The organism is Acinetobacter seifertii (assembly GCF_016064815.1).
Classification (GTDB): domain Bacteria; phylum Pseudomonadota; class Gammaproteobacteria; order Pseudomonadales; family Moraxellaceae; genus Acinetobacter; species Acinetobacter seifertii.
This window is the reverse complement of sequence record NZ_CP065820.1, coordinates 1,419,449-1,445,857: the sequence shown is the minus strand read 5'-3', so window position 1 is coordinate 1,445,857 and position 26,409 is coordinate 1,419,449. Positions and strand designations below refer to the sequence as shown.

At 37.0% G+C, this 26,409-nt stretch carries 24 protein-coding genes; 13 read left to right on the top strand and 11 right to left on the bottom strand.

Translation table 11 applies throughout. The features are described 5' to 3' along the window. Positions 1 to 11: 11 nt before the first annotated feature. From I8T81_RS06850 to I8T81_RS06840, 3 genes are read right to left on the bottom strand one after another with little or no spacing between them, the layout of a single operon-like run. Complete coding sequence (locus I8T81_RS06850) at positions 12 to 791, bottom strand: transglutaminase family protein (protein WP_134261819.1); 780 nt, start codon at positions 789 to 791, stop codon at positions 12 to 14. 2 nt (positions 792 to 793) lie between these two features. Further along, entirely contained in the window at positions 794 to 1,390 is a 597-nt protein-coding gene (locus I8T81_RS06845; RefSeq protein ID WP_049066018.1) for an alpha-E domain-containing protein, read from the bottom strand. Between the two features lie 22 nt (positions 1,391 to 1,412). Then, on the bottom strand, positions 1,413 to 2,969 hold the full coding sequence (locus tag I8T81_RS06840; protein WP_198072430.1) for a circularly permuted type 2 ATP-grasp protein: 1,557 nt from the start codon (positions 2,967 to 2,969) through the stop codon (positions 1,413 to 1,415). Positions 2,970 to 3,194: 225 nt separating this feature from the next. On the opposite strand from I8T81_RS06840, the gene I8T81_RS06835 reads away from it, so the two are divergent. Then, the gene (locus I8T81_RS06835; protein ID WP_198072429.1) at positions 3,195 to 4,202 is read left to right on the top strand and encodes a helix-turn-helix transcriptional regulator; all 1,008 of its coding nucleotides are present in this window, start codon (positions 3,195 to 3,197) and stop codon (positions 4,200 to 4,202) included. Between the two features lie 378 nt (positions 4,203 to 4,580). Here the strand turns inward: I8T81_RS06835 and mnmG are convergent, their stop codons facing one another. Beyond that, positions 4,581 to 6,461 (bottom strand): tRNA uridine-5-carboxymethylaminomethyl(34) synthesis enzyme MnmG, encoded by a 1,881-nt coding sequence (gene mnmG, locus I8T81_RS06830; RefSeq protein ID WP_019458350.1) that lies wholly within the window; start codon positions 6,459 to 6,461, stop codon positions 4,581 to 4,583. A gap of 232 nt (positions 6,462 to 6,693) precedes the next feature. Here mnmG and I8T81_RS06825 point away from each other — a divergent pair, with 232 nt between their 5' ends. The 11 genes from I8T81_RS06825 to I8T81_RS06775 all read left to right on the top strand — a co-directional run bounded on the left by I8T81_RS06825 (position 6,694) and on the right by I8T81_RS06775 (position 17,205). Next, positions 6,694 to 6,987 carry a hypothetical protein gene (locus I8T81_RS06825; protein WP_004700812.1) on the top strand — a complete coding sequence of 98 codons (294 nt, stop codon included), beginning with the start codon at positions 6,694 to 6,696 and terminating at the stop codon, positions 6,985 to 6,987. Between the two features lie 154 nt (positions 6,988 to 7,141). Next, positions 7,142 to 8,047 carry a 50S ribosomal protein L11 methyltransferase gene (gene prmA / locus I8T81_RS06820; RefSeq protein ID WP_151761549.1) on the top strand — a complete coding sequence of 302 codons (906 nt, stop codon included), beginning with the start codon at positions 7,142 to 7,144 and terminating at the stop codon, positions 8,045 to 8,047. 13 nt (positions 8,048 to 8,060) lie between these two features. Next, positions 8,061 to 8,903 carry a zinc-ribbon and DUF3426 domain-containing protein gene (locus I8T81_RS06815; RefSeq protein WP_068933234.1) on the top strand — a complete coding sequence of 281 codons (843 nt, stop codon included), beginning with the start codon at positions 8,061 to 8,063 and terminating at the stop codon, positions 8,901 to 8,903. A 375-nt stretch (positions 8,904 to 9,278) separates the two neighbouring features. Then, positions 9,279 to 9,548 (top strand): DNA-binding transcriptional regulator Fis, encoded by a 270-nt coding sequence (gene fis / locus I8T81_RS06810; protein ID WP_001086304.1) that lies wholly within the window; start codon positions 9,279 to 9,281, stop codon positions 9,546 to 9,548. Positions 9,549 to 9,636: 88 nt separating this feature from the next. Further along, positions 9,637 to 11,211 (top strand): bifunctional phosphoribosylaminoimidazolecarboxamide formyltransferase/IMP cyclohydrolase, encoded by a 1,575-nt coding sequence (gene purH, locus I8T81_RS06805; protein WP_198072428.1) that lies wholly within the window; start codon positions 9,637 to 9,639, stop codon positions 11,209 to 11,211. 126 nt (positions 11,212 to 11,337) lie between these two features. Continuing rightward, on the top strand, positions 11,338 to 12,624 hold the full coding sequence (purD, locus tag I8T81_RS06800) for a phosphoribosylamine--glycine ligase (RefSeq protein ID WP_198072427.1): 1,287 nt from the start codon (positions 11,338 to 11,340) through the stop codon (positions 12,622 to 12,624). Between the two features lie 474 nt (positions 12,625 to 13,098). Continuing rightward, the gene (locus tag I8T81_RS06795; protein WP_004708030.1) at positions 13,099 to 13,971 is read left to right on the top strand and encodes a MetQ/NlpA family ABC transporter substrate-binding protein; all 873 of its coding nucleotides are present in this window, start codon (positions 13,099 to 13,101) and stop codon (positions 13,969 to 13,971) included. A 75-nt stretch (positions 13,972 to 14,046) separates the two neighbouring features. Then, complete coding sequence (locus tag I8T81_RS06790) at positions 14,047 to 15,072, top strand: methionine ABC transporter ATP-binding protein (protein ID WP_019458357.1); 1,026 nt, start codon at positions 14,047 to 14,049, stop codon at positions 15,070 to 15,072. Continuing rightward, on the top strand, positions 15,069 to 15,764 hold the full coding sequence (locus I8T81_RS06785; protein ID WP_004700797.1) for a methionine ABC transporter permease: 696 nt from the start codon (positions 15,069 to 15,071) through the stop codon (positions 15,762 to 15,764). Before I8T81_RS06790 ends, I8T81_RS06785 begins: the two co-directional genes overlap by 4 nt. A gap of 146 nt (positions 15,765 to 15,910) precedes the next feature. Continuing rightward, the gene (gene gloB / locus I8T81_RS06780) at positions 15,911 to 16,642 is read left to right on the top strand and encodes a hydroxyacylglutathione hydrolase (protein ID WP_019458358.1); all 732 of its coding nucleotides are present in this window, start codon (positions 15,911 to 15,913) and stop codon (positions 16,640 to 16,642) included. A 359-nt stretch (positions 16,643 to 17,001) separates the two neighbouring features. Then, positions 17,002 to 17,205, top strand: coding sequence for a hypothetical protein (locus I8T81_RS06775; protein WP_000758190.1), 204 nt, complete (start codon positions 17,002 to 17,004; stop codon positions 17,203 to 17,205). Positions 17,206 to 17,446: 241 nt separating this feature from the next. On the opposite strand, the gene I8T81_RS06770 is transcribed toward I8T81_RS06775, so the two are convergent. Both I8T81_RS06770 and I8T81_RS06765 read right to left on the bottom strand, forming a co-directional pair. Further along, a complete protein-coding gene (locus I8T81_RS06770; RefSeq protein ID WP_019458359.1) occupies positions 17,447 to 18,745 on the bottom strand; it encodes a dicarboxylate/amino acid:cation symporter in 1,299 nt (432 codons plus the stop codon). A 478-nt stretch (positions 18,746 to 19,223) separates the two neighbouring features. After that, complete coding sequence (locus tag I8T81_RS06765) at positions 19,224 to 19,781, bottom strand: TetR/AcrR family transcriptional regulator (RefSeq protein WP_198072426.1); 558 nt, start codon at positions 19,779 to 19,781, stop codon at positions 19,224 to 19,226. 137 nt (positions 19,782 to 19,918) lie between these two features. On the opposite strand from I8T81_RS06765, the gene I8T81_RS06760 reads away from it, so the two are divergent. After that, entirely contained in the window at positions 19,919 to 21,121 is a 1,203-nt protein-coding gene (locus I8T81_RS06760; RefSeq protein ID WP_198072425.1) for an MFS transporter, read from the top strand. A gap of 55 nt (positions 21,122 to 21,176) precedes the next feature. Here the strand turns inward: I8T81_RS06760 and I8T81_RS06755 are convergent, their stop codons facing one another. The 5 genes from I8T81_RS06755 to I8T81_RS06735 form a co-directional block, all read right to left on the bottom strand. Next, the gene (locus tag I8T81_RS06755; RefSeq protein ID WP_198072424.1) at positions 21,177 to 21,626 is read right to left on the bottom strand and encodes a GNAT family N-acetyltransferase; all 450 of its coding nucleotides are present in this window, start codon (positions 21,624 to 21,626) and stop codon (positions 21,177 to 21,179) included. A 27-nt stretch (positions 21,627 to 21,653) separates the two neighbouring features. After that, positions 21,654 to 23,027, bottom strand: coding sequence for a PQQ-dependent sugar dehydrogenase (locus I8T81_RS06750; RefSeq protein WP_198072423.1), 1,374 nt, complete (start codon positions 23,025 to 23,027; stop codon positions 21,654 to 21,656). A 172-nt stretch (positions 23,028 to 23,199) separates the two neighbouring features. After that, on the bottom strand, positions 23,200 to 23,619 hold the full coding sequence (locus tag I8T81_RS06745) for a PH domain-containing protein (protein ID WP_198072422.1): 420 nt from the start codon (positions 23,617 to 23,619) through the stop codon (positions 23,200 to 23,202). 66 nt (positions 23,620 to 23,685) lie between these two features. Then, positions 23,686 to 25,515 carry a DUF1302 domain-containing protein gene (locus tag I8T81_RS06740; protein WP_198072745.1) on the bottom strand — a complete coding sequence of 610 codons (1,830 nt, stop codon included), beginning with the start codon at positions 25,513 to 25,515 and terminating at the stop codon, positions 23,686 to 23,688. Positions 25,516 to 25,616: 101 nt separating this feature from the next. Further along, positions 25,617 to 26,222 (bottom strand): RBBP9/YdeN family alpha/beta hydrolase, encoded by a 606-nt coding sequence (locus I8T81_RS06735; RefSeq protein ID WP_198072421.1) that lies wholly within the window; start codon positions 26,220 to 26,222, stop codon positions 25,617 to 25,619. Between the last annotated feature and the right edge of the window lie 187 nt (positions 26,223 to 26,409).

Genomic DNA, 26,409 nt, shown 5'->3' with positions numbered 1-26,409 from the left:
TCTCTTCACATTCAACAGGCCAACACTTGAACCACAGACATCATATTTTCGACTCCACCTTTTTCTCTCACACCTCTAATGGGCGCAACATCAAGATAGTCTCGACCAACCGCAAGATAAATATGATGCATTGGTGTAAACAATTGATTGCTTACATCAAAACAATACCACTGATTATCTAAAAATACCTCCGCCCAAGCGTGACTGGCAAGGTGGGGGGAATTTTGATCAAATAAATAACCAGAGACATAACGTGCTGGTAATTGTAACGCACGGCACATAGCAATTAAAACATGTGCATGATCTTGGCATACCCCCTGTCCTGCATGAAAACCCTCTGTAGCAATCGTATGAACAGAGGTACTATCTGGTTGATAAGGCATCTTTTGCAAAATTTTTTCACTGAGTAAAGCAATATGTTTTCGATCTTTTACCGTTACAATTCTCCGAGCAAAATCCAACATTTCGGAATCATATTTTGTGGCTTCCGTATTTTGAAGAAATAGGCTCATAGGTATAGATACATCTACTCCACCTATTTCTGTATTAAGAAGCTCGACAATCCCTTGCGCCATAAAAGTTAAATGCTGATACTCATAGCGCTGAGTAGCCGTTAACCAAATATTATTAAAGATATCCCTTTTGAGAGTTTTATCTCCAGGTACACTGATTGCCCAATTCAAGACATGCTGATGTAATGATGTTTGAGGCATCATTTTAATATACTGAATACTGTTTTTAGCAGTTTCCGTATAGTGATAATGTGTTTGATGATTGATCATCAGTTTCATAATTATGCCTCGAACATATATTCCAACTGCTGTGTGAAATTATAGTAACCCTCCCAATTTGGATGATCTTTCAACAATGTCCACACTTCATTTAATTTATCCCACCCTAAGTCATTAAGTCGTTTGAGTAATTTTTCCAAATCTTGTAAAAGCACTGTAAGGTCTTGTTGAAAACGTAGTTGTATATCGAATTGTTCTATCTTTTGGCCCAATTGCAGAAAGAGGGCAATATCCTCATGTTCAGCACTAAGTATTTGATTACATTTATCCAAAGCTTGATTTAATGAATCAGGGTTAGCTTGAATAGACTTAATCGCATGATTCAATTCCGCATACGCACTAGAAGATAATATTCCTCTTAATTCATGGATATTATCTTTGGCAATAGCGAACTGGTTCAGTAATGAATATGTTTGTTGAGTATCTAACATATAGCAATTCAGTAATTCCGCTTGCTCAATAACCAACCCAAATGCTGATGCAAATTGACTTGCTTTTTCATCATTTGTAAATGGCAAGTGTGATACAGCAAATTTAATCCGCATTAAATAACGGCCCAACCAATAAATGTGGTGTGCACTCGAATTGAGTAAAACCATAAATTTCCTCTTTAACCAACGATTAGGAATGTAATGTCTCAACAACCCATGTATCTTTAATACCTCCTCCTTGTGAGGAATTTACGACTAAAGATCCTGCCTGCATGGCTACTCGTGTTAAGCCTCCGGGTACAATTTCAGTGCGATAAGGAGAACTCAATACAAACGGTCGTAGGTCAATGTGACGTTCAGCCACCCCTGATGTTGTTAAAGTCGGTGCAACAGATAAAGCTAATGTTGGTTGCGCAATATATTCATGCGGTGTAGCAATCAGTTTTTTTCTAAATTCATCAATTTCACATGAGCTCGCTTTAGGTCCAATTAACATGCCATAACCACCAGAACCTTGAGCTTCTTTAATTACTAATTGGTCAATATGAGTGAGTACATAATCTAAATGTTCTTTTTCTCGACATTGATAAGTAGGTACATTCTTTAAAATTGGTGTTTCTCCCAAATAATATTGAATCATCTGATCAACATATGGATAAATTGATTTATCGTCAGCAACCCCTGTACCTGGTGCGTTGGCAATCACTACATTTTTCTGTAAATAAGCAGACATAAGCCCCGCTACCCCAAGAGCGCTATCAGGTCGAAATGCAAGTGGATCTAAGAAATCGTCATCTAAACGTCGATAAATCACATCAACTTTTTGGCACCCGCGAATGGTTTTAACAAAAACTTGATCATTTTCTACAAATAAATCTCGGTTAGTAACCAGTGGCACATCCATTTCACGCGCTAGAAAAGCATGCTCATAATAAGCACTGTTAAAACGCCCTGGAGTTAAGACCACAATAAAGGGTTGATCAACTTCTGAATTTTCTTGAAGTATTTCTTTTAATAAACTTGGATAATGTTCAATTCCTTGTAAATTATTGGCAGCACAAAGCTCAGGCATAAGTTGTTGACTAATATTTCTACTTTCAATCATATATGACACCCCTGAAGGTGTTCTTAGGTTATCTTCTAGTACAAAGAACTCTCCATCACCATCACGAATAATATCTATTCCACTAATTTGAGAATAAATTTTACCTTTTAATGAATGCTTGAGCATATGTGGCTGAAAAGCCTCATGACAAACAATCTGGTTCTCTGGAATTAATTTCTCCTTCAAAATATGTTGTCCATGATAAATATCATCTAAAAAGTAATTTAAAGCTTTAACTCGCTGCGCACAGCCTGCTGCAATTTTTTCCCATTGTTTTTTTTCAATAACTCTTGGAATTAAATCAAAAGGAATCGTCCGTTCCGCGCCCTCTTTATCACCGTATACATTAAAAGTAATCCCTTGATAGAGAAAATGTTGTTTGGCCTGAGCATTTAATTGCTTAAGTTCATCTAAGGTACGAATACTCAACCATTGCTCAATTTTTTTTGAAGCTGCTCCATTAAACGTTACATCATCTAACATCTCATTGAAAAACTGAGATTTTAGTTGTTCAAATAAATTCGTCTGTACAGAAAGATTTTCTATAAACGATGGACTCTGGTTAAGTAATACTGCATTGGTCGCCTGCTCTTGTAAAAAATATTCAATATCGGCTTGTAGGTCTTTCTCTTGTTCTGACATAGCAACCTCGTCTTATCATTTATCTATATTTCATTTTTAAATAAGCAATTTCAGTGCCACTTATATATCTATAATACTTATTAGCTTTCATTGTTATAACTTTCTTCTAAATTTTAGCATTGATTGTAACGGCAGCCACAGACTGAATCTGACAAACTTGCTAAATGTCTAAAGTTTTTTTATTGTGGTGACACCAAAGCAATTGGATATAAATTTATTACGCTTATGTCTGTAATAGAAAAAGAAACTTCAAATAGTTTATATCGCCAATGGCAGATTTTATCTCGCCTCCCTAGCGGTAAATGGATCGGAACTCGAGAATTACAAGAAATGCTCGAGCGTGAAGGTATTGAAATCAGTTTAAGGACAATTCAGCGTGATTTAAATCAAATTGCTCAGCGTTTTCCGATTGAAAGCAATAAAGCCGTACCTCAAGGCTGGCGTTGGCAATCAGATGCTCCAATTCAAAGCTTACCGCATATGACAAGCTCTCAAGCGGTGACCTTTATGATGGTTGAAGAACATCTCAAACATCTACTTCCGCCTAGCCTACTAGATGAAATGGGGCCTTGGTTTGACTTGGCAAAACGGAGTCTTTCTACACAGAATAATGTAAGGCAATGGATTAATCGTGTACGAATTGTGCCAGCAAGTCAGCCGCTTATTCCACCTGTAGTCGATCGTGCTGCTCAACAAGCAATATACGAAGGCTTGCTACAAGACAAACAAATTGAATGTGTATATCAAGCTCGTGTAAACCAAGGAGAAGACAAAACTTATATTTTAAATCCACTTGCTTTGGTCCAAAAAGGTGCTGTCATTTATTTAATTTGCACCCGACATGACAAAACTGAAGTACAAACATTTGCTTTGCACCGTTTCAGATCAGCAAAAGTTTTAGAAAGTCGTGCGCTTCACCCCGTCAACTTTGATATTGATCACTATATTGACTCAGGTGCTTTAGGTTTTAGAGTAGATTACAACCAACCTACAGAATCTATTCAACTCACATTAACAATGACTGAGCAAACCGCTAAAACTTTTTATGAAAGCCAGTTAAGTAAAGATCAAACAATTACTCCAATTGAGGAAAATATTGTCGAGGTTACTGCGACTGTTCCATTTACATCTCAACTCGTGTGGTGGTTACGAAGTTTTGGAAAAAAACTACTACGTATAGAACCCATTCAAGTAAACAATGCTGTACGAGAAATTGATTCTGAGAATAAATAAATATAAAAAAGAGAACCTCAAGGTTCTCTTTAGATTTTGAATTATCATTTTCTTAATTTTATATTGGCATTTATATTTTTAGTTATGTTCAGATCAATATGTTCTCCCCCACCAAAACTGATCTGCCTCTTGTTTTGCGCTATGTTGAACATGAGCATTGGCATGCCATTTCATCTCTATTGTAACGAATCGATTTCATTGTCATATTTAAAGCCCTCTTGTTTGAACGTGAATTCAATATAACCTTCGTTTTGAAACCTGTGAAATAAGAAAAAAAGGAAGTGAAATCTATTTTCTTCCTTAGGAAGTTTTCATATATTTTTTGATCAGAAAATAAAAAGCTCAGTATAAACTGAGCTTTTTTACATACAAAAATAATTAAGCTGTTTTTCTCATCATGTTATTTTTACGAATCGTGATCATTACAAGCTGAACAGCAGCTGGTGTAACACCAGGAATACGACTCGCTTGAGCTAACGTTTCTGGAAGAACAGTTTTCAATTTCTGAGTAATTTCACGCGATAGACCAGAAACAACATCATAATCGAAATCGGCTGGAATTTTGGTTTCTTCAAGACGCTTTAATTGAGCGACATCTTCATGCTGACGGTTAATATAACCTTCGTATTTAACAGCAATTTCAATTTGATCACCAACTTGTTCAGAAACTTCCGAACCTGTAAGCTCTGCAATTTGAGCAAAACTAATATTAGGACGTTTGAGTAAATCAATCGCACTACATTCCTTACTCAAGTCAGCACCAGTCATTTCGACAAATTTCTTACCCATTGGATTGTTAGGCGCCGCCCACAAATGTTGTAAACGCGATGTTTCGCGCTCAACTGCTTCCATTTTTTCACAATAAGCAGCCCAACGAACATCATCAACCAAACCAAGTTCACGACCAATTGTTGTTAAACGTTGATCGGCATTATCTTCACGTAACATCAAACGATATTCCGCACGTGAAGTGAACATACGGTATGGCTCTTTCGTACCTAAAGTAATCAAGTCATCAACCAATACGCCCATATAAGCTTGGTCACGTTTCGGTGTCCACTCTTCTTGTTCCCAAGCACGGCGTGCAGCATTTAAACCAGCAAGTAAACCTTGGGCACCCGCTTCTTCATAACCGGTAGTACCGTTAATTTGCCCTGCAAAATACAAGCCGTTAATTGCTTTGGTTTCAAGGGTGAATTTCAAAGCTTGCGGATTGAAATAATCATATTCGATTGCATAACCTGGACGCAAAATATGGGCATTTTCCATACCACGAATTGAGCGAACAAGTTCAAACTGAACATCAAATGGTAATGAAGTCGAAATACCATTTGGATAAAGCTCATGTGTATCTAGGCCTTCTGGTTCTAAAAATACCTGATGCGAGTCTTTATCAGAAAAACGATGAATCTTATCTTCAATTGAAGGACAGTAACGCGGACCTACACCTTCAATGACACCGGTATACATTGGTGAACGATCTAAACCACCACGAATAATGTCATGTGTTTTTTCGTTAGTATGCGTAATATAGCAGTTCACTTGTTCAGGATGCATCGAAGCATCACCCATGAATGACATCACTGGAGACGGAAAGTCACCCGGTTGTGGTGTCATAACAGAGAAATCAACTGAGCGCGCATCAATACGTGGTGGTGTCCCAGTTTTTAAACGACCTACTGGTAGTTTTAATTCACGTAAACGTTGAGCAAGTGCAATAGAAGGAGGATCTCCTGCACGACCACCGCTTGATTTTTCTAAACCAACGTGAATAACACCGCCCAAGAATGTACCTGTAGTTAACACAACAGTTTTTGTGTCAAAACGAATACCCATTTGGGTAACAACACCCTTAACGGTATCGCCTTCAACAATCAGGTCATCAGCCGCTTGTTGGAAAATATCAAGATTTGCTTGGTTTTCTAAAGTTTCACGAATTGCAGCTTTATAGCGAACACGGTCAGCCTGAGCACGCGTTGCACGTACTGCCGCACCTTTACGTGAGTTTAAAATACGGAATTGAATACCACCTTTATCGGCAGCCAAAGCCATCGCACCGCCAAGCGCATCAATTTCACGTACTAAATGTGATTTACCAATACCACCAATTGCTGGGTTACAGCTCATCTGACCCAAAGTCTCAATGTTATGGGTCAAAAGCAAAGTCTGTCGTCCCATACGCGCCGCAGCAAGTGCCGCTTCCGTACCTGCGTGACCGCCACCGATAACGATAACATCATAAACTTTAGGATAGTGCATGAGTACAAAAACACCAGAAAAAAAAGACGGAACATTATAGCAAAATTATCTGCTTATTGATGTACATAATTACAAAATTGTCATCACATGATTTACGCTACACCACATGTTTTGACATTTTGTTGCATGAATTCAATACAAAGTGAATGTTTTTTGAAATATTTCATTTTAGAATAAAAATTGTACAGCACTTATATGACTTTAAAACTAACGTAACTAGAAGGAACACAAAATGAAAAGCACCATGTTAAAAATCTTAACTGCATCTCTCCTTTGTTTTTCAGGCGTAACGTTGACCCACGCTGCGACCAATCATACTGCAAAGTCGACTCATACGGCTAAATCCAGCAAAGCAACTCATCATGCTGCCGATTCAAGCAAATCAGAGATGCAAAAACAGCTAAGAGCTTGTGCTAAAAAACGTCAGGGTGAATGGGTATCTTATAGCCATAATGGCGCAACTTTTAACGGTACTTGCCAACCAAATGAAAACGGCAAATTACAGTTTAAAGCCCCTGCTCCTTAATGTAATTTAAATTTAATATGTAGAAGAACATTTTAGTTTTTCTATAACACAGTATGATTTTCAAAAAGCGGTCCATTAAAGATGGGCCGTTTTCTTTTTTAAAATACTCCAGTCGGCTACAATAGACCTTTAAATAAAATTTTAGGTCCTTTTCGTGAAGTGGTTACAAATACACATTACCGTTGATCAAGAACAAGTTGAATTCACAGAAACACTATTAATGTCTCTAGGTGCGGTAAGCGTAACTCTGGATGATGCCGAAGATCAGGCTCTACTTGAACCATTACCAGGTGAAACACCTTTATGGAATAAAGTCATTGTTACAGGTATCTATCAACAAGACGAACAAGACCCAATCGATGTCGATACATTAGAAGCTTTCTTAAAAGCTCAACTTCCAGATGTGCCAATGCGTCATGAAGAACTTGAAGACCAAGTTTGGGAACGCGCATGGATGGATTATTATGAACCTATTCAAATTGGGGAAAAATTCTGGATCGTACCTGAATGGTTAGAGCCACCAGAAGCAGACGCGACCAATATTAAACTTGATCCAGGTCTAGCTTTCGGCACAGGTAACCATGCAAGTACATTCTTATGCTTACAATGGTTAGGCAAAACTGATGTTAAAGATAAAATCGTAATTGATTATGGTTGTGGTTCAGGCATTTTAGGTGTTGCAGCTTTATTATTAGGTGCTAAAAAAGTCTATGCGACAGATATTGACCCACAAGCTGTTTTAGCAACAAAACAAAATGCTGAGCTCAATGGCGTTCTAGATGGTTTATATGTTGGCCTCCCTGAAGAGTTTGATCAAGAATTCAAACCTCAACAAGCAGATGTTTTAGTTGCAAATATTTTAGCAGGACCTTTAATGGCACTTGCGCCAGAGTTTGCAAAATTAGTTAAATCTGATGGTGAGTTCGCACTTGCTGGTGTAATTGAAGAGCAAGTTACTGATGTTTCAGGTGTTTATTCTGAATTTTTTGATATATTAGATATTGAAAAGCGCGAAGAAAATTGGTGTCGCATTTCAGGAAAACGCAAAACAATAAACTGAGACTATTTAACCCATGAATGAAAAACAAACCCGCTGCCCTAAGTGTTTAACAGTTTATAAAGTTTCTCTTACCCAGTTAACTGTTGCTCAGGGTATGGTTTGTTGCCCTAAATGTAATTTAAATTTTAATGCTCTTACCAACTTGGTTAGTGTTGAACTGCCAGAACCAACAAACTCATCTGTTTTAGCCAATGGTTCTATTCAAACACGATATATGACTCACTCTCATGTGTTAGATATCTTTGATCAAAAAGTTGAAAACTCTAATATTGATCTTCTGACATATTTAAATAATTTAAATTACTTTCATAATGAACCAATCAATGCACTACCGAATCTAAACTTAGCAGAGCAAGCAACCTCCCCCGAACAAGATCATGGTAAAAAACATAGTTGGTTATATTATACGCTTTGGAGTTCGGCAAATCTGATTCTGCTTTTGGTTTTCACTTTTCAGATTCTCTGGTTTAACCCAAAACTCATGCAACAGAGTCCTGCTATTAGTCATGCATTTAATTATGTATGCGAAATTTTGCATTGCAGTAAGTCAGCTGAACAATACGAACTTCTTAATATAGAGAAAGTGAAACTACGTAGAATTGATTCAGAACATACTCAAGTTTCAGGTGTTTTGGTCAATCAAAATAATAAAAGTATTGAGCTACCAAGCCTAAAACTCAGTTTTGGTTCACAAACTGATCAAGAACAAATCATTTTCACACCTAATCAGTACTTGGTAGAAAATTTACGTGGAATTCAACGTATTCCAACCAATACACCTTTTAGATTCCAATTTGTCTTAAATAAAAGCAAAAAGAGCTTACTAAATTATCGATTAGAAATTGTCCACCCCTAAATTGTAAAAAAAGTGAAAAAAAAATAAAAAAAAATGCAGTTAATTTGCTCACTTTTTCCTAGACAATGGTATGATACGCGCCACGAAAGCTTTGACTCATATACTCCTCGCTCTCAATTCAAAAAATATACTGTTAAGCATGTGTGCTTTTCTAAATTAAGCGCATAGCCTAACTTTTTTTGTTTTTGAGGGGGCTGTAACAAATATTTAACTATTGTTACGCTTATTTTTTACTCAATACGAAGATTTATGGCAAGCTAATTGTTCTTATGTTTTAGAGTCACTGTTTTAGGATCTAAAACAGGACTCCGTATTTTAGACCACATTTATATACTACTTTACCCAAGCTAGTATTTGATTTTCGGATTAACTCGCATGAATAGCAAATCTCCTATTTTTACTGCACAATCTGATGTTGCTCTTCGCATCCACGTGGATCGCGCAGTTCGTCATTATTTTGCACAATTGCAAGGTGAGCAACCATCTCAGGTATATGACATGGTGCTAGCAGAAATGGAGAAACCTCTTTTATCTGTAGTTCTTGAATATACTCGTGGCAACCAAACACGTGCCGCAGAAATTCTTGGACTAAACCGCGGCACTTTACGCAAAAAGTTAAAAGCTCACGGTTTAATGAGTGAATAAATGATAAAATGCTCACGACGTCGTGGGCATTTTTTTATGCTTCTAATTGGTTTTAATCCGTAGACTTGAAATTGTTGACTTGAACATCATGACTATTAAACGTGCTTTGATTTCTGTATCAGACAAAACAGGAATTGTCGAATTTGCTCAAAACCTTGCAGCTTTAGGGGTAGAATTATTATCTACAGGCGGCACATATAAGTTGCTTAAAGATAATAACATTGCTGTTGTTGAAGTATCTGAACATACTGGTTTCCCAGAAATGATGGATGGCCGTGTAAAAACATTACATCCAAAAATTCATGGCGGCATTTTAGCTCGTCGTGGTCTAGACGAAGCAGTTATGCAAGAACACAACATTGATCCAATCGATCTAGTTGTAGTCAACCTTTATCCATTTGCAGCAACAGTTGCTAAACCAAATTGTTCACTTGCTGACGCTATCGAAAATATCGACATCGGCGGTCCAACAATGGTTCGTGCTGCTGCTAAAAACCACGCTTCTGTGGGTATTGTTGTAAATGCTTTAGATTACGATACAGTGATTAACGAATTAAAAGCTGCTGGTTCACTTTCTTATGAAACACGCTTCGATTTAGCTGTTAAAGCATTTGAACATACTGCTCAATATGACGGCATGATCGCTTCTTACTTAGGCGCTCGCGTTGGTAAGACCGAAGGTGAAGCTGATTTATTCCCTCGTACGTTCAACACTCAATTAAATAAAGCACAAGACTTACGTTACGGTGAAAACCCACACCAATCTGCTGCTTTCTATGTTGAAGCAACAGCAAAAGAAGCATCTGTTTCTACAGCAAAACAATTACAAGGCAAAGAATTGTCTTATAACAACATTGCTGACACAGATGCTGCACTTGAATGTGTTAAATCATTTGCTAAACCAGCTTGCGTAATTGTAAAACATGCTAACCCTTGTGGTGTTGCGGTTTCTTTAGACGGCATTAAAGCAGCTTATGATTTAGCTTATGCAACAGATCCAGAATCAGCTTTTGGTGGTATTATTGCATTTAACCGCGAGTTAGATGTTGCAACTGCTCAAGCAATTGTTGACCGTCAATTCGTTGAAGTTATTATTGCTCCAAGTATTGCTGACGGCGTACTTGAAGTTACTGGTGCCAAGAAAAATGTTCGTGTTTTAGTATGTGGTGAATTACCTGCAATTGATGCACGTGCTCCACAACTTGACTATAAACGCGTTAACGGTGGCTTACTTGTTCAAGACCAAGACTTGGGCATGATCACTAAAGATGATCTTAAAGTTGTTACTAAAATCGCTCCAACTGAACAAGAAATTGATGACCTTATTTTCGCATGGAAAGTTGCGAAATATGTGAAATCAAATGCTATTGTTTATGCAAAAAACCGTCAAACTATTGGTGTAGGCGCGGGTCAAATGAGCCGTGTTAACTCAGCGCGTATTGCTGCAATTAAAGCAGAACATGCTGGTTTGGTTGTTGAAGGCGCTGTTATGGCTTCTGATGCATTCTTCCCGTTCCGTGATGGTATCGATAATGCAGCTAAAGCTGGTATTAAGTGCATTATTCAACCAGGTGGTTCAATGCGTGATGAAGAAGTCATTGCAGCAGCTGATGAAGCTGGCATTGCAATGGTCTTCACTGGTATGCGCCATTTCCGCCACTAATTTAAATTTAGTCCTCCCTAACCCTCCTTTTATTCAGGAGGGTTTTCCACAATAATGGAACTATCTCTCCACTTTGAGAAATAGAGGGGGATGAAAAAGGATTAAAGTTAAGGAACAAATTAAAAAATGAATATTTTAGTTTTAGGTAGTGGTGGCCGTGAACATGCTTTAGCATGGAAAATCGCGCAAGATACCAAAGTTACTCAAGTTTTTGTTGCACCTGGTAATGCTGGTACTGCAACAGAAGAAAAATGCGTTAACGTTCAACTTGATATTTTAGACAACCCAGCAATTATTGCTTTTGCTAAAGAAAATAATGTTGAACTCGTTGTTGTTGGTCCAGAAGCACCTTTAGTAAATGGTGTAGTAGATGCTGCACGTGAAGCTGGTGTAAAAATTTGGGGTCCGACTCAATATGCAGCACAACTTGAAGGCTCAAAAGCATTTGCTAAGCATTTTTTAAAACGCCATAACATTCCAACTGCTTTTTACGATGTATTTACTGAAGTTGATGCAGCGAAAGCTTACGTTGAAAAAAATGGTGCACCAATCGTTATTAAAGCTGACGGCCTTGCTGCTGGTAAGGGTGTAATCGTTGCAATGACCAACGAAGAAGCTTTTGCAGCGATTGATGACATGCTTGCAGGTAACAAATTTGGTGATGCAGGTTCACGCGTTGTAATTGAACAGTTCCTTGCTGGTGAAGAAGCTTCTTTCATTTGTATGATTGATGGTAAAAATATTTTACCAATGGCAACTTCACAAGATCACAAACGTATTTTTGAAGGTGATCAAGGTCCAAATACTGGTGGTATGGGCGCTTACTCTCCTGCTCCAGTTGTAACTCCAGATGTTTTTGAACGTGTAATGACTGAAATTATGCGTCCAACTGTTGATGGTATGGCTGCTGATGGACATGTTTACACTGGATTCTTATATGCGGGTTTAATGATTGATGAACAAGGTCAACCACGCGTAATTGAATTTAACTGCCGTTTTGGTGACCCTGAAACTCAACCAATCATGATGCGCTTAAAGTCATCTCTTGTTGATTTGGTTGAAGCAGGTATTGCAGGTAATTTACCAAAAGAAGCTGAGTGGGATGAGCGCAAGTCAATCGGTGTTGTACTTGCAGCAGAAGGATACCCAGATAGCATACGTAAAGGCGATGTGATTTCTGGTATCGGCCAATCACCTGAAGATACCAAAATCTTCCATGCAGGTACTGCAACTCGTGAAGATGGTCACATTGTGACTTCTGGTGGACGTGTGCTTTGCGTAACTGCTTTAGGTGACAGCGTTCTTGAAGCACAAATTAATGCTTTAGAAGTATGCGGCCAAGTAACTTTCACAGGTATGCAATACCGTAGTGACATCGGTTACCGCGCGATTGCTCGTGAAAAAGCTGAATAAAACTTAGCAAAAAAAAGCTTCCTATTTAGGAAGCTTTTTTTTATTTTGTGCACCAATAGAAGAAAATGATAGAAATTTTTATAAGATTTATTAAGATATCAACAAATAGAAAAAAGCCCTCTATATCAACTACATTTTTATTGCTATCATTAGTACATAGTTGTAACTGTCATCAGACACTGCTGTTTTAATAATTTCCATAAAGACTTGCTCTACAAATTATGCCTGTAGAGAGTTTTTTAATATTCTAAATTTATGAATGCTCGTTTGGCTACTGTTGGGGATGAACTGTTTGGGGAAACAGTTTTTGTTTATTAAACAATTACCCTCTGTTATAGCCAAAATATGCAAGCAAATTATGGAACCCCAGAAAAAGATCACAGAGTTTAGACTAGTTGTAATTCCAACTCCTCTCTTTTCATATTGATATAGATCAATCGTTATTGTTCTATATCTTAATCAGGACTTTTTTAAATGAAAAAGCTGATCAGCCTTTTTTTAAGCATGTCAGTAGTATTATTGACAGCATGTAGCAAACAAGAAAATGCTCAACAAGCCGAACAAAACAATGATAGTTCCAAAGTACAAAAGGTAGTAATTGCCTCTACAGGTTCGGATGCTGACATTTGGCGTTATATCGCATCTTTACCTGAAACCCAAGCTGCTGGACTGAAGTTAGAAGTAAAAAACTTCTCAGACTCCGTTTCAATGAATACAGCAGTTGCAAATAAAGAAGTAGATTTGAACGCATTCCAAGCTTATTCTTATCTTACTGTATTTAATAATTCAAACCCGGATAAGATTGCAGCGGTTTCTACCACTTATATTGAGCCAATGGGGATTTATTCAAGTAAATACAAAAAAATTGAAGAACTTCCTGAAGGTGCAATTATTTCAATCCCGGATGATGCTGCCAGCGAATCTCGTGCGCTACTCTTGTTACAAACTGCTGGCTTAATCAAGCTTAAAGCTGACTATAATCCTGTTCAGGGCAGTCCAATTGATGTTATCGAAAATCCCAAAAAGATCAACATCAAACCAATCAAAATGGAAACTGCATTACGTCTTAAAAATGAATTTGATGCAGTTGTATTAAATAATACCATAGCACTCGAGGGAGGTTTAAACGTACTCAAAGATTCTATGTTCTATGAACCTATTGATCAAATCTCAAAAATTAGTGTAAACGTTCTAGCAACTGCTGAATCACGTAAAAATGATCCTGTCTTGCAAAAAGTTGGTAAGCTTTACCACACTGCAGCTGTTAAAAAATACATTGAAGAACACTTTGGTGGAACAAAAGTTGACGTAGACAAACCAATCAGCTATCTCTCAGAAGCTAAATAGTAATATAATAGCCCAAACGTGAAACAGGCAAATTATCTTTGCCTGTTTTTTCTTTCAAGCATAGTTTCTGACGATATGATTCAATTTAAAAACATTTCAAAGCACTATCAGCTCAAAAGCCAAACCATACGCGCACTCGATCAAATCAATTTAGAGATTCCAGAGGGCAGTATTTTCGGCATTATTGGCTATAGTGGTGCAGGTAAAAGTACTTTAATTCGCCTGATTAATTTACTCGAACGACCAAATGAAGGTCAGATTATTATTAATCAAAAGGACTTCACTGCTTTAGATGCACGTTCATTACGTCAGGAGCGTGCAAATATTGGTATGATTTTTCAGCATTTCAATTTGCTTCAAACCAAAACAGTTGCTGAAAATATCGAAATGCCAATGCGCCTGTTAAATTACAAAAAAGCAGAACGTGAAAAGCGTTTAAATGAATTATTAGAGTTTATTGATCTTAAGCATAAAAAAGATGCCTATCCAGATGAACTGTCTGGCGGTCAAAAGCAACGTGTTGGTATTGCTCGTGCTTTGGCAAATCATCCTAAAATTTTATTATGTGATGAAGCCACATCTGCACTAGATCCGCAAACCACTCAATCAGTTCTAGAGCTTTTAAAGAAAATCAATCAAGAACAGAAAATCACAATTGTTATGGTTACTCATGAAATGGATGTCATTGAATCTATTTGTGACCATGTTGCAGTTATGGAAGCTGGTAAAGTGATTGAGCAAGGCTCAACTATTGATATTTTTAGTAATCCTCAGCATCCAACAACTAAAAACTTTATACAAACTGTCTTACATCAGCAGTTGCCAGTTAACATTCTAAATCAATTAGAAAATCAACATCACCACAGCATCTATTGCCTTCAATTCTTAGGGCGTTCGGCTCAAGAACCTGTGATTCAGTCACTTATTAAACAATATGATATTAGTTTAAATATCTTATTTGCCAATATGACTGAAATTAATGGCACAGTGATTGGTCAAATGTTTGTACAGCTTTTAGGTGACCCGCAGTTGATCGGTCAAGCGATTGAGTTTTTAGAGAAAAATGAAGTGAGCGTAGTTCAATCAGGAGATCAAGTATGAGAGATTTAATCGTACAATGGTTAACTGAACTTACTCAGCCTTTCTGGCAAAGTTCCCTTTCTATGGACCAGTTTGTAACTGCATTACAAGAAACCTTTAATATGGTGTTCTTTGCGCTTATATTTGGTGGTATTTGGGGCTTTATCCAAGGCATTATTCTGCTTGTAACTCGCCCAGAAGGGATCTTACCAAACAGATTCATTTATCATTTGCTTAACCCAATTGTAAATGCATTGCGTTCTCTGCCATTTATTATTTTACTTATTGCAGTTATTCCACTCACCAAGTTCTTGGTAGGCACTTCAATTGGTACATGGGCGGCAATCGTTCCTTTAACAATTTATGTTGGACCATATATGGGCCGACTTATTGAAACTTCCCTACTTGAAGTAAATGAAGGAATTATCGAATCTGCTCAAGCAATGGGTGCAACACCTTGGCAGATTATTTCACGCTTTATTTTACCTGAAGCTCGTAGTTCTCTTATTTTGAACTTGACGACTGCTACGATTAGCCTTATTGGTGCAACCGCTATGGCTGGTGCAGTTGGTGCTGGTGGTATTGGTGACTTGGCCATTTCTTATGGCTATCAACGTTTTGATACAAGCGTTGTGATTTTAACAGTGATTATCCTCTTGCTTTTGGTACAGATTGTACAGACTTTAGGCAACTGGCTCTCTAAGATACGCTAAGTCATTTATATAGAAAGCTCCCTAAACGGGGGCTTTTTGTTTTTATAGTCTCCTGTTATTAAAAAGTTGAGTACATGGCTTAATGCCATTTTCTGTTATCATCAAAATTAGTGGTTACTCTTTGGATTTGGTTTCAGGATAAAACAATGCGTTATAGAATTCATTTTATTGATGTGCAAAATGCCCTACAAAACTATATCTGGATTTTAGAAGATACTGAAACTCATGAAGCTGTTGCTGTGGATCCAACAGAAGGTGGATTAGTCACTCAATTTTGCAATGACCATCATTTAACCTTAAAGCAAATTTGGCTTACTCACTGGCATAAAGATCATATCGGTGGCGTTGCAGATTTAACGGCTAACTCCACTTTGGCTGTATATGGCCCAAGAGATGAGCTAAGCAAAATTCCTGGTATTACTCATCCCCTTCAACATGATGACCATTTAAAATTTAATGATTTAAAGGCAGAGATTATTGCCACACCAGGTCATACCTTAGGGCATATTGTGTATTTTATTGAGGAACTGAATGCCCTCTTTTGTGGTGATACTTTGTTTGCAATGGGGTGTGGCCGACTATTTGAAGGTACGGCAGAGCAAATGTATCACTCTTTAAATCGACTCGCAGCTCTTCCAACCACAACGAAAGTCTATTGTACACATGAATATACACTCTCCAATGCTGAATTTTCCTTAAGTGTTGAACCTGAAAACCACGCATTACAAGAACGTGCAGAACAAGTCCGCATACTTCGCAAAGAAGGTAAAATTACTTTGCCAAGTAGTATTGAACTAGAATTGGCTACTAATCCATTTTTACGTGCTGAAAGTGTGGAAGAGTTCGCTCATTTACGTAGTTTAAAAGATAATTTCTAAGTTAATCGGATTTATAGAAAGATACAGTTCAGTTTTAAAAACTGTATCTTTTTGAATAGCGCGTGTTTCATGAAATTATTTTTTACATTTATTGATTTTAAATTAACTTGTTTTGATTAAATTTTACCCCAAACTTTATATTTTAAAATTTATATAAAAAACAATTATTTAAATTTTAAACAAACATAAATTGATTACATAAAAACCGAATAATTTTATAAAGTGAAAGAGATTACATTATCTATTTTACTTTTTTTACAAGTTGCAAAATAAAACAAAGTTTTCCCCCTTTAAAAAATCTAGGTAAATCCCTATTAATAAATAAGGTGTAAGACACGGATAGAAGAAGGAGTTCTCACGTGAAAAAGGTTGTTAAAGCTAAAAATTTAATTGCGTTCCGTATTTGGTTAGAAAAATTAGGATATTCGGTTAAAAACTTGGCCGATGGAAAAGGTTTCACTTTCAGTTTTAAAAAAGAGTATGGCTTAGTCACGTGTGATTTGGCAGGTAATGCTTTAGCAATGCAATTAGGTGAAGAATTTGAGGATCACTTAAAAGCGTAAGCTTGAGCTGTTTTGCATATACTATTTTCAGTATTGGCAACTTAAAAGTTCTGTTTTCAAAGTAGATCTATATGAGAGTTTGTGAAAATTTTATATTGGCCTCCCATAATTAAGCATTTACATACAAGATAGTTTTTTTAAATTAAATTTTCGACTAGATATAATAAAACCTGTAGCATGGCGCCTCTCCCAAATTGCCAATTGCTACAGGTTTTTTATTTCGAATTAAAATTTTAAATAATTAATTCGTTTTAGATTTACCTAATGCTTTATCTAGAACGTCCTTGTCCAGAGCTTTGTCCCAACGAGCAACAACAATTGTTGCGCATGCATTACCAATTAAGTTAGTTAATGCGCGACACTCAGACATAAAACGGTCGATACCTAAAATGAGCGCCATACCTGCCACAGGTACAGATGGGACAACTGACAAAGTAGCAGCGAGTGTAATAAAGCCTGCACCCGTTACCCCTGCTGCACCTTTTGAACTCACCATTGCCACTAAAAGTAATGCAAGTTGTTCACTAATGGATAAGTCCACATTACATGCTTGTGCAATAAATAAAGCAGCCATGGTCATATAAATGTTAGTACCATCAAGGTTAAATGAATAACCTGTCGGAATGACTAGGCCCACTACAGATTTTTCACAGCCTGCTTTTTGCATTTTATCCATTAAAGACGGTAAAGCTGCTTCAGATGAACTTGTACCTAAGACTAACCAAAGCTCGTCTTTGATATAGCGAATTAAAGCAATAATTGAAAAGCCATTGTAACGTGCCACTGCACCTAAAATGATTAGTACGAACAGTACAGCTGTAATATAGAAAGTCATAATCAATAGTAATAAATTACCGATTGATTCGATTCCATAAGCACCAATAGTAAATGCCATAGCTCCAAAAGCACCAATTGGCGCAAGTTTCATTAACATTCCAACCAAGTAGAAAACTGGTGCCGTTAAGTTATTTAGGAAATCAGTGATTGGACGTGCACGATCGCCTAAAGCAGCTAAAGAAATACCAAATAGTACTGCCACAAATAGAACCTGCAAAATTTCACCACCAGCAAGCGGACTTACCAGTGTTTGCGGGATAATATTCATAAAGAAGTCAGTAATATTGGTGGCATGAGCCTTCTCAACGTAAGTATTTACCTTATCGCTGACTAAGGTTGCTGGGTCAATGTTTAGACCTTTACCCGGTTGAATGATGTTTGCCACAATCATACCAACCACAAGTGCAAGACTTGAGAAAGTAATGAAATACAGCATTGCTTTACCAGTCACACGCCCGACACGACTCATGTTCGTCATGCTGGCAATACCAGTGACCACAGTCAAAAAGATTACGGGAGCAATAATCATTTTAACGATTTTGATGAATGCATCACCAAGCGGTTTTAAGCTCTGTCCAAGTTCAGGGTAAAAATGACCAATTAAAACGCCTAAAATAATTGCAAATATGACCTGTACATACAAAATTTGGTGAAATTTCTGTTTTTTCTGTACCGTTTCTTGGTCAAGGGTATTGAAATCCATTATCTAAATACCTGTTCGATGGGGATAAAAAAATAAAATATAAAGCGGGCACCACAAGCTGCTTTAAGGGAAGTGAAGCCATTGTAAAGAATAAAAAACACCCTGTGTCATAAATTTAAAAAATGTTAAAATCAAAAATCATGTAATTTATTGTATATAAAGTTCATGTTTTTCTGCACTATTTAACAATTAAATTTGATAAAAATTATTGTTAAATCTCATAAGAATATGTTTATTATTAAATTTATTCTGTTAGTGATTTAGCTAAAGACTTTTAAATCTAATTTTGGAACTAAGCGAACATACATTTCAATAATAAATGATTAAAACAACTTCATGTTTATTCTAAATTATGAGAATTTAATTTTTAAATAATAAGAAAAATTGATATATAATTATTTAATAAAAACAAAAACCTATATATTCCGCTATTTAAATTAGCCATTTTCATCTAAAAAAAACGAAGAGGCTTATATGCTTAAACAAATAGGCGTTTTAAAAGACTATGTACGTAATCCAAATTTAGTTCCTGATTGGTAAATAGAATCCGAAATAACATGGGTGCAATTACAGTTTCGATAATTTCTTGGTTCGGTATAGTGAACTCATTTCGTAATTTTGCACGATTTTGAATAATGTCGAGTTGCTGAATAATTAAACTTTCGCACATACGTGCATTAGAATCCGAATTTGATGTATACAGAACATCTCGTAATAAATCTTGTCCCACCTCGGAAGCATATTCTTCAAAATATTGCTCAACCCATGCTGTGATATCTTGTTTAAACGAACCTAAATCTTTGGGTTCCATATCAGGTTTAAGTTCATTTAAAGCTACATCTGAAAATAACTGATTGATGTCTCCCCATCGACGATAAATGGTTGAAGGTGTTACTCCCGCCTGTGAAGCGATCATTGGAATGGTAATCTGGCTTTGCTCGAAATCTTTTTGTAATTCTTTTACAGCATTATGTACCGCGGTTTGTATTCTTTCGCTACGGCCACCCGGGCGTAATCCAGTAACAACTTTTGCCATTTATAAACTCTGTAAAGGTCTCGAAAAATTTATAAATATTTATATCTATATACAAAATACACTAAAGCTAAGGATTTGCTTTAGTGTAAAAATAATGTATAAAAGCTAAATATTCGCTTTTATGTTATTCATGTTCTATGAACAATTCAAGTTCAAAACGGTCAAGAGCTGTTTTTCAATTAGATGCCGCGAGTGCTTTGACACTCAATACAATTACGCTCATGACATTTATGGCTGCATCTAGTGCACCAACCCCACTCTACCGCCTATACCAACAGCTCTGGCAATTTTCACCTGTCACACTGACTTTAATTTTTGCAACCTATGCTTTTACACTGCTGGGATCATTACTCATTATTGGGTCACTGTCTGATTATATTGGACGTCGTCCAGTCATCATTGCCGCTATTTCTCTGCAAATTATTTCGATGAGTTTTTTCTTATTTGCATCAGATGTTTCAATGTTATTTATTGCACGAGGCTTACAAGGTATAGCAACTGGTCTTGCAGTTTCTGCTATAGGGGCAGCAATTTTAGATTTTAGTAAGTTACATGGTTCACTGATTAATAGTATCGCACCCATGATAGGCATGGCTGTTGGGATTTTTCTGACCTGTTCTATTTTACAGTTTTCTACTCAACCCTTACGGGTAGTTTTTGAGTTCTTATGCTTTCTTCTTATTTTGGAACTCATTTTAAGTTTCCTTACTCCTGAAACAGCGCAAAAAAGATCCGGCGCATTTGCCTCTTTAAAACCTGCGATGGCGATTCCTCCACAAACGAAAAGCGCTTTATTGACTATTAGCCCAATTAATATTGCACTATGGATGGTTAGTGGTTTCTTCTTGTCACTCATGCCATCGTTATTGGCAAAAATTTTCCATACTTCATCTGCATGGCTAAATGGTATTACCTTTATGGCGCTCGCCCTGTCAGGTGCGGCAGGTATCTTAACGCTTAGAAAGTCGACAAATTTTCGTATTTTATTAACAGGTACGCTCTCAATTGCTATTGGCGCAGCTGTTTTATTTGTCGCTATTAATCTGACTAATGCTGTAATTCTATTTTTAGGTTCTATTATTACTGGAGTTGGTTTTGGTACAGCGTTTATGGGGGCTATTCGTAGTGTAATGCCATTGGCGCTTCCTGAAGAACGTGCGGGTCTTATGGCTGCTTTTTTTGTTGAAAGTTATTTGGCTTTTAGTATTCCTGCAATTTTAGCTGGGTATTTTGTAGGAAAAATTGGGCTGATGAGTACGGCAAATAGTTATATTGGTTTTATTATCTTATTGTCACTGGTTGCCCTTCTGATGATTATTAAAAATTTAAAAAATAAATAAGCCCTAAAAAAATAGCCTCTAATGAGGCTATTTTTTAATAGAGGCTATTTGAATTCTAGGTATCTGCTATATACATACGTACCATCTCGCCTTCCTCATCCTTTACCAACGTTAAAAACCGCCAACCACATTTTTCATAAAATTCGGTATGGTCCGTTATTAAATAAAGTGTTTGGATACCCTGATTACTCAAGTCTTCACGTACAAAATCTAAAATGTGTTTTGCAACGTTTTGGTTTCGATAGGTCTCTTCTACAAATAAAGCACATAAGTTTGGGGTTAAATCTTTACGCTCATGGAAGTCATTATCAATAACTCCCGTTCCAGCAATTAAATGCTTATTTTCATTTAAAACAATGTACCACTGTGGAATAGCATGCTTTTGATCAATGGAAATCTGGATACTCTCAAGATAGGCTTCCACAGGGATTTGCCACTTTTCAGAGAACCACTGTGCAGCCATTTCTTTGTATTGAGGATAATCAGATAACCGTAATATTTGCATAAAATAGACCTATTCTGTCCAACCTTTTTAAGGTTGAGTCACTGAACTACTAATGGTTTGTTGGGTTGGACTCTCATACGTTGTTTCAGCAACTGGTGAAACACGCCAAATCGTATTACCGACATCATCTGCAACTAACACAGCTCCTGAAAAATCAATTGCCACCCCAACTGGACGCCCATACGCTTTGCCTTTATCACTTAAAAACCCCGTCAAAATATCTTGCGGTGGACCAGAAGGCTGACCATTTCTAAATGGTACAAAAATGACTTTATAACCACTATGAGGCTTGCGGTTCCATGAACCATGCTGACCGATGATCGCCCCACCTCTAAATTGTGGCATCAATTCGGCTGCATAAAATGCGAGACCTAAAGAAGCAGTATGGTTACCTAATGCATAGTCAGGTTTAATTGCACGAGCGACCATTGCTGGATTTTGTGGTTTTACACGTACATCTACATGTTGACCATAGTAGCTATAAGGCCAGCCGTAAAAAGCGCCATCTTGAACTGAGGTCATATAGTCAGGTACTAGGTCACTACCAATTTCATCGCGCTCATTTACAACCGTCCAGAGTTTACCGCTTTGAGGTTGCCAAGCCATACCATTTGGATTACGCAGTCCAGTTGCAAATGGACGTGACTGCCCACTTGCGATGTCAAACTCCATAATTTGTGCGCGGCCTTTTTCTTGATCTAAACCATTTTCAGCTACATTACTATTGGAGCCGACGGTAATGTAGAGCTTTGTCCCTTCACGATTGGCAATGACGTTTTTGGTCCAATGATGATTTAAAGGACCACCCGGTAAATCTAGTACTTTAGTACCACTGGCAGTAATTTTGGTTGCGCCTTCTTGGTAAGGGAAACGCATAAGTGAATCTGTATTGGCAACATACAAATAGTTCCCCACCAGTGCCATACCAAATGGTGAATTTAGATTTTGAAGAAATACGGTTTTCTGGTCAGCTATTCCATCTCCATTGGTATCACGAAGTAAAGTAATACGGTTAGCACTCGGATGAGATGATCCTGCTCGTCTCATCACAAAAGTCATAATTTTACCTTTAATGCCTTTGCTATCTTCCGGTTTAGGCGGAGCATCCGTTTCAGCAACCAATACATCACCATTCGGTAACACATAAAGCCAACGTGGGTGCTCAAGTCCTTTAGCAAAGGCTTTTACCTTTAAGCCTTCTGCCGGAGTTGGCATAACACCACTAGGCCAGCCCCTCGCTGGTGCTATATTTACGGTTGGAATTAAGCTTGTTTTTGGTTCAGGTAACTTTGGTTCTGGACCGTAACTCTCGGCAATTGGATATTGAGAGGATGAAGCACATCCTGCAAGTACACATACAACGGTAGTACCTAAAGTCGGCAGTAAAAAACGTGTAAGCATCTTTTATCTCCATTTCTTATTTTTTCGCAATATGCACAGGGTAATGCTTTAGGAGAGAGACTTATAGTTTATTTATTTAACTGTGCTCGGCATTAACGGCTATATTTTTAAACTTTTAATACATAACTGGGTGTTTTCTAGGCACTTAAATCCCCTTCATCATAACTACAAATTAAAACTTCGCATTAGGATTTTTACGTAAGGTATTTAAAAAGCCCTCTTTATCTTTTGGTGAAATCATTACTTTAGCCACTCTTCCATTTTTCATATAACTAATTTTAAGCCGATCTAGCGATAGTGCTGGAGATGAAAGTGGGTTATACGTCGGTTCTATTTGGATAATATCATCAATATTAATTTTCCAACGGAAAACCAGACTCTTAATGACTAATGTACTATTTTCTACCACATAGTAAGTGCTAAAGATTGGGAACCAAATAACTACAATGACTAAACTATAAATTATGAGATGCGAAAAATTGGTGCCTATAGAAGAATGATGAACTTCTTGATAAATTTTAAAAATAATATTGGCAGTGATCACAACAAATATTAATAAAAGCCACCAATCAATTTTTGATCTAAATTTCAAAAGTTATCCTCTACATCTAAATCTCATTTATAACGAGTCTTTCTATATTTTTATAAAATAATTGAACTAAAAATTAGCTTTAAATGTTAATGATACAAAATCTCGATCATCTACCGTGCTAAATTCATTAGAACCAAAAAAGTTATTATAGGCAATCTCTGTTGTATATTTTTGCTGATAAGTCATAGATAACGCCGCACTTACACTCATTTGCCCTTCTTGAAAGTTTTGGCTATATCCATAAACATCATGTCTAAAACTAAGACTTGGCGTAATCACTGTAGAGGGTAAAATATCTTGGTAATTTAATGCGCCACGTAATCGGTAACCAAATGACCATTCATTAAAAAAACCGTTTTTATTACAAAAGCGTTCATTTAAGCTGTCTATTTCTGCATTGGTAAGATGAGCTGTACCATACGGCGTACATTTAAATTCGCCTGTTTCAGGATTATAAGCCCCTGTTGAAAGTTCACTACGGCCAAATGCGCCTGTCCGGCCAATCCGATGATTAGCAATATCTGCAATATGGTTTAAGCCAAACTCTGTAGACCACGTCAGCGAATTTGCACCCCAAATATTGAATATGCTATCAGTTGCACCAACCGAAAATTGTGTTACAGGTAAGCGTACATATCCTTGAAGATATTGACCTAATTCAACAGTTTTTCCCGGCGGCGCAAATGGTGTTCCTTCCGATAGCACTTGAGCATAGACAATGTCTGTACCGTTTAGTTGTAAAGGTTGATTAGGTTTGTGGGTTAATTCACTAAAAATGGTTGTTGTTCCAACTTTCCCAGTCAGACTTAATCCAAACATTTTGATATTTTCAGGATAGATAGAAAAATAACTTGCGCTATTAAAATGTTCGGGTCCTGCTGCTGTTACAGCGGTTCCATCAAAGTTTGCATTACGGCTATGGTAGTTCGCATAGTAAATACCTAACTCAGCATTATTTAAACTGGGTAATGTCTGTTTTAAAACAATACCATATTGGCCATTATCCTTTGCTTTTCTACTTTCTGCACGTGGAATATAGGTACGTAAACGAATTGCGGTATCCGATAATTTATCTCCACCTCCAGCAATCAGAACTGGACCTGCATTTTCGGGCACAAAGTCTGAAATCTCAAAGAAAGTTCCGTTACCATCAACAACTGAAGGTCTAAATTTAAATTGATAGAACCCTTCTATTTTCAAATTTTTATTAATGCTTGTGTCGAACGAAAACATTTCGGTTGGAATGATTCTTTCTTTTGCATCACCACCCGGTCGATTGATTGCAGCAAAATCAAATGCACTCACCGAATTTAAACCGTTTTGAAAAAACTGAGATTTCCCCCAATTTAAAGTCTGTTTGCCTAATTTTAAATTGATGCTTTTTCCACCGCCCAGTTCAAAATCTTTCCATATATAGGCATTCCATAAATCGATACCTTTGAATTTTGCAAGCCTTGGCCACGCTGAATCATTAAAGGGTTTAAAGTCTCCGTGGCCTGTCTCATAGGCATGGTCATACCAGTATTTAGTGCTAATGACCGCACCCTGCTGTTTTCCATTTATCTTAACTTCAGTTATACCTCTGATGATCTGTGAAATGGCATCATATTTACTAAAATTCATACGCCCATCATCACCATTCACATCAATGCTAGCGCCTTGTTTGCCTATTTTGTTTGCGTCAGGCCGATAAAGTAATGAAACGGATGGATCTTGGGTACTCCAACTGGCTCCTAAGCTTAATATCGTTTTTGTATCGACCTTCCAGTCTTTACCAATATCAAAACTGGCTGCATTTGCTTTAGACATAAATAAAATTAGGCTTAATGAAACACCTATTTTTTGAATATATAAAACGTGATTATTTCTTTGATTTAAATAGACGTAATGACCCATCATATTATCTCCCTATCAATATGATTTTTCTTATTTATTGCTTATTACTCAAAGCCATCCATTGGCTTTTAAATGGTTTACCTAAACAGGTATTTTTTGCACTAGGCTGGTTGTTCGACCTGATCTAACTGTTGAATAAATTGTTCAGCTAAAGGCCAATAGCCAAAGCCAGATGCAGGGTTTAAATGTCCCACTTCCCCCAGATTTACGAGTTGACTACCCCACTTTCCTGCCATTTCACTTACAGCTTCATAACGAGCTAAATGGTCATTGGTGCTTGCAACCAAAATGCTGGGGAAAGGTAGTGTTTGATTAGGTAAAGGACTCCATCCTTCTTGATGAAGTACGGTTGGGCTTGGATAATTTTCTGGCCAGCTTTCGTTTAAGTCAGGTGGCGCCACAAGCAAAGCACCTTGAATTGGTCTTTGATATTTTGCAGCCCAGTGTATTGTCATCAGCACACCTGCGCTGTGTGCAACTAAAATGACAGGCCCTTGTATTTGTTCGAGTTGTGCCTGAATAGCAGTAACTCTATTTTCACAATTGAGTTTATTAGTTTCTACAGGTGGTACAGAGCGAACCTTTACTAGCTTTGTTTCTAAGATCGTTTGCCAATGTTCGGGAACATGATCGCGTAACCCCGGAATAATTAAAATTGTTGCTTTGGTTTGTATTTTTTCCATTTCGACGCCTGTGAATTTTGCCATCTAGGAGGCTTAAGAATTTTTATAAAACTCCATTCACAATAAAGGCTCATTTCAGTTAATGGTGTACATAAGACGTCACGGACTTTTCATTTGACGACACATCTTTTTAAAATTTCGTAAATTAATTAAAATAGTTTTTGTAATTACAAATGAATTAAAAGAACAGGTTTAAAATTGATTTGACATC

Excerpts from the sequence above, each read along its gene's own strand:
- I8T81_RS06850 (WP_134261819.1), bottom strand. The coding sequence starts at position 791 with ATGAAACTGATGATCAATCATCAAACACATTATCACTATACGGAAACT.
- I8T81_RS06845 (WP_049066018.1), bottom strand. The coding sequence starts at position 1,390 with ATGGTTTTACTCAATTCGAGTGCACACCACATTTATTGGTTGGGCCGT.
- I8T81_RS06840 (WP_198072430.1), bottom strand. The coding sequence starts at position 2,969 with ATGTCAGAACAAGAGAAAGACCTACAAGCCGATATTGAATATTTTTTA.
- I8T81_RS06835 (WP_198072429.1), top strand. The coding sequence starts at position 3,195 with ATGTCTGTAATAGAAAAAGAAACTTCAAATAGTTTATATCGCCAATGG.
- mnmG (WP_019458350.1), bottom strand. The coding sequence starts at position 6,461 with ATGCACTATCCTAAAGTTTATGATGTTATCGTTATCGGTGGCGGTCAC.
- I8T81_RS06825 (WP_004700812.1), top strand. The coding sequence starts at position 6,694 with ATGAAAAGCACCATGTTAAAAATCTTAACTGCATCTCTCCTTTGTTTT.
- I8T81_RS06815 (WP_068933234.1), top strand. The coding sequence starts at position 8,061 with ATGAATGAAAAACAAACCCGCTGCCCTAAGTGTTTAACAGTTTATAAA.
- fis (WP_001086304.1), top strand. The coding sequence starts at position 9,279 with ATGAATAGCAAATCTCCTATTTTTACTGCACAATCTGATGTTGCTCTT.
- purH (WP_198072428.1), top strand. The coding sequence starts at position 9,637 with ATGACTATTAAACGTGCTTTGATTTCTGTATCAGACAAAACAGGAATT.
- purD (WP_198072427.1), top strand. The coding sequence starts at position 11,338 with ATGAATATTTTAGTTTTAGGTAGTGGTGGCCGTGAACATGCTTTAGCA.
- I8T81_RS06795 (WP_004708030.1), top strand. The coding sequence starts at position 13,099 with ATGAAAAAGCTGATCAGCCTTTTTTTAAGCATGTCAGTAGTATTATTG.
- I8T81_RS06790 (WP_019458357.1), top strand. The coding sequence starts at position 14,047 with ATGATTCAATTTAAAAACATTTCAAAGCACTATCAGCTCAAAAGCCAA.
- I8T81_RS06785 (WP_004700797.1), top strand. The coding sequence starts at position 15,069 with ATGAGAGATTTAATCGTACAATGGTTAACTGAACTTACTCAGCCTTTC.
- gloB (WP_019458358.1), top strand. The coding sequence starts at position 15,911 with ATGCGTTATAGAATTCATTTTATTGATGTGCAAAATGCCCTACAAAAC.
- I8T81_RS06770 (WP_019458359.1), bottom strand. The coding sequence starts at position 18,745 with ATGGATTTCAATACCCTTGACCAAGAAACGGTACAGAAAAAACAGAAA.
- I8T81_RS06765 (WP_198072426.1), bottom strand. The coding sequence starts at position 19,781 with ATGGCAAAAGTTGTTACTGGATTACGCCCGGGTGGCCGTAGCGAAAGA.
- I8T81_RS06760 (WP_198072425.1), top strand. The coding sequence starts at position 19,919 with ATGAACAATTCAAGTTCAAAACGGTCAAGAGCTGTTTTTCAATTAGAT.
- I8T81_RS06755 (WP_198072424.1), bottom strand. The coding sequence starts at position 21,626 with ATGCAAATATTACGGTTATCTGATTATCCTCAATACAAAGAAATGGCT.
- I8T81_RS06750 (WP_198072423.1), bottom strand. The coding sequence starts at position 23,027 with ATGCTTACACGTTTTTTACTGCCGACTTTAGGTACTACCGTTGTATGT.
- I8T81_RS06740 (WP_198072745.1), bottom strand. The coding sequence starts at position 25,515 with ATGGGTCATTACGTCTATTTAAATCAAAGAAATAATCACGTTTTATAT.
- I8T81_RS06735 (WP_198072421.1), bottom strand. The coding sequence starts at position 26,222 with ATGGCAAAATTCACAGGCGTCGAAATGGAAAAAATACAAACCAAAGCA.